A 3450-nucleotide genomic window follows, 5' to 3' on the forward strand; every position below is an offset into this window, starting at 1 on the left:
CAGCACGGCCAGTACGACCAATACGGTGGATGTAAGATTCAACATCAAATGGGATGTCGTAGTTGAATACGTGAGTGATACGTGGAACATCAAGACCACGTGCTACAACGTCAGTTGCAACTAGGATATCGATAACACCTTGTTTGATGTGATCAACAGTGCGCTCACGTAGAGACTGAGGAATATCACCGTGCAGTGCAGCAGCTTTGAAGCCACGTGCAGATAGCCAATCAGCTAGACGCTCAGTGTCTTGACGAGTACGTACGAATACGATTGACGCGTCAGTTTCTTCAGTTTCAAGAAGACGAGACATTGCTTCGTCTTTTTCTACGCCTTTAACAACCCAGTAGTTCTGCGCTACTTTGTCAACTGTGTGGTTAGTACCAGCAACATCAACTTTAGCCGGGTTACGTAGGTAACGGTCAACAATAGTTTTAACCATTGGAGGCATAGTCGCAGAGAAAAGTACACGTTGTGCAGATTCTGGAGCTTGCTCTAGGATCCAAGTAACGTCATCTACGAAACCCATTTTTAGCATTTCATCTGCTTCATCAAGAACAAATGTGTGCGCTTCATCTAGGTGTAGACGGTCACGAGTTAGTAAGTCTTTAACACGACCTGGAGTACCAACAACAATGTGAGCACCGCGGCTTAGAGCGCGCATTTGGTCAACAATTGAAGCGCCGCCGTAGATTTCAAGAACTTTAAGACCTTTGATATCACGGCCTAGGTTTTTGATTTCCGCAGCAACTTGAATCGCTAGCTCACGAGTAGGAGCCATGATGATTGCTTGTGGTTTATGTTGGTTCAGGTTGATTTTGTTAAGTAAAGGCAGAGAGAATGCTGCTGTTTTACCAGTACCAGTCTGTGCTTTACCTAGTGCGTCACGGCCTTCAAGAAGAAGAGGAATAGCTGCTGCTTGGATTGGAGTCGGAGAAACGAAACCCATGCTATCAAGAGCTGAAAGAATGTTTTCGTTTAGGGCTAATTCATTAAATTGAATTACAGATTCGGACATTGGGATCCCACTATATATAAGTAAACAAAAGGTCCCGGGAGCTCTATCAATTCCAATACTGATCCAATCAGATACTGATTCCATTCAGAGTTACGAAGCAGTAATAAAACACTTCAAGCCATTAGGGACGTCTAAGGGAGGCGGATTATTCCTTAAATGCATAAAAAAAGCCAGAAAAAATTGAAATACATCACATATTTTTCGGTTTTACATCAACACTGGCTATCATATCGTCAAAACTTGATGAATATCTCGTCACAGCACCAAACTTCTAGCAAATTGACCTAGTTAAATAAGAGGGCAATTAATTTACGCTCACTTCGCCTTTAAGTAGTAATCAAGCCTCGCAATGATTATAGTGTGCTCAATTGTCCTCGATAGATAAAAGTCAAATGTTTCAAGATAATCCTCTACTCGCTCAACTCAAACAGCAAATCCAAGAAACCCTCCCTAAAAAGGAAGGTACGATCAAAGCCACTGAAAAAGGGTTTGGTTTTCTCGAAGTCGATAGCAAAACTAGCTTCTTCATCCCACCGCCGTACATGAAAAAATGTGTGCACGGTGACAAGGTGATTGCCATCATTCGCACAGAGAAAGAGCGCGAAGTTGCAGAGCCAGAGGAGTTGATTGAACAGGGTCTTACTCGCTTTATTGCACGAGTTAAGCTTTTCAAAGGTCGATTGAACGTTGTTCCAGATCACCCGCAACTGAAAAAACTGCAGCTTAAAGCGAAAGCACAGAAGGGTTTGAACCCTGAAACGCTTAAAGAAGGCGACTGGGTTGTTGCTCATATCGTTCAACACCCGTTAAAAGGTGACAACGGCTTCTTAGCTCAGATCTCTGAGAAAATCACAGACGCTGATGACAAAATCGCGCCTTGGTGGGTAACGCTAGCGCAAAATGACCTACCAAACAGCGAACCTGAAGGCATCGACGACTGGCAGATCAAAGACGACGCTGATCTTGAACGTGTAGACATGACTCACGTCCCTTTTGTGACTATCGATGGCGAAAGCACAAAAGATATGGACGATGCGCTTTACGCTAAGAAGAAAGAGAACGGTGATTTCGAACTGACTATCGCAATTGCTGATCCTACCGCTTACATCTCTCCAGATGATGAAATGGATAAAGTGGCTCGCGAGCGTGGTTTCACTATTTACCTGCCTGGTCGTAACATCCCAATGTTGCCTCGCGATCTAGCTGACAACTTATGTTCACTCATAGAGAACGAAGTTCGCCCGGCACTTTGCTGCACAGTAACGGTATCTAAAGATGGTGTTATCGGTGATGACATTAACTTCTTCGCTGCAAACATAAAATCTCACGCTCGTCTTGCTTACGACCACGTATCAGACTGGCTAGAAACAGGTGCATCAGAGAAATGGCAACCGTCAGAAGAGATTGCTGCAATTGTTTCTGATCTTCACCAATTCGCACAAGCGCGTTCAGCATGGCGCTCAGCCAATGCTGTTGTGTTCCCAGATCGTCCTGACTACCGCTTTGAACTTAGCGAAGACAACGATGTTGTCGCTATCCACGCGGACATGCGTCGTAGCGCAAACAAGTTGGTTGAAGAGTCTATGATCAGCGCGAACATCTGTGCAGGTCGAGTATTAAAAGAAAGCTTTAACCAAGGTGTCTTTAACTGTCACTCTGGTTTTAAAGCTGAGAAATTAACAGACGTTCTGGAGCTGGTTAACCCAGAAGCAGAGACGCCGTTTACAGAAGAGCAGATCGTTTCTCTGGAAGGTTTTGCTACTCTGCGTCGTTGGTTAGGTTCTTTAGACAACAGCTACTACGACAACCGTATTCGTAAATTCCAAGCATACAGCGAGATCAGCAATGAACCTGCGCCGCACTACGCAATGGGATTAGACATTTACGCAACTTGGACTTCTCCAATTCGTAAATACGGTGACATGATTAACCACCGCATGCTTAAAGCACACATCCTAGGTAAAGCGCCAATTCAAACACCAGACGAAACCATTGGTGATGAACTTGCCCTGCACCGCCGTCACCACGGTATGGCTGAACGTAACGTTGGCGATTGGTTGTATGCTCGTACTCTAGCGAACGCTCCAGTTGAAGAAACTCGTTTCCAAGCAGAGATTTTCGATATTAACCGCGCAGGTATGCGTGTACGCCTACTTGACAATGGTGCAGCGGCGTTTATCCCTGGCTCTCTCATTCTTGATAATAAAGAGAGAATAGAGTGCAACGGTGATATGGGTACTGTATCTATCGATAAAGAAATGGTATACAAACTGGGAGACGTTTTAGAAGTAGTTCTCTCAGAAGTTAATCAGGAAAACCGTAACTTGGTAGCAAAACCTACACAAGTTTTTGCGGACTTGCCTAGCGGGCCTGAAACGACAAATGAAACCGAAGCCTAATTTCTGATAGGTTTACTTCTAAAGGCGCTAATT

The 3450-nt window shown here is 44.5% G+C and carries 2 protein-coding genes; one reads left to right on the plus strand and one right to left on the minus strand.

Annotated elements, in window-relative coordinates; all coding sequences use genetic code 11:
• Positions 1 to 1102 (minus strand): DEAD/DEAH box helicase (locus AB4653_RS03625; RefSeq protein ID WP_372103352.1); only part of this gene is annotated, 1102 nt, incomplete at its 3' end.
• A 308-nt stretch (positions 1103 to 1410) separates the two neighbouring features.
• On the opposite strand from AB4653_RS03625, the gene rnb reads away from it, so the two are divergent.
• Positions 1411 to 3417: an exoribonuclease II gene (rnb, locus tag AB4653_RS03630; RefSeq protein WP_009844794.1), complete on the plus strand. Its 2007-nt coding sequence runs from the start codon at positions 1411 to 1413 to the stop codon at positions 3415 to 3417.
• Positions 3418 to 3450: the final 33 nt, after the last annotated feature.

The organism is Vibrio sp. 10N.222.48.A3 (assembly GCF_041475345.1).
GTDB lineage: Bacteria > Pseudomonadota > Gammaproteobacteria > Enterobacterales > Vibrionaceae > Vibrio > Vibrio tasmaniensis_A.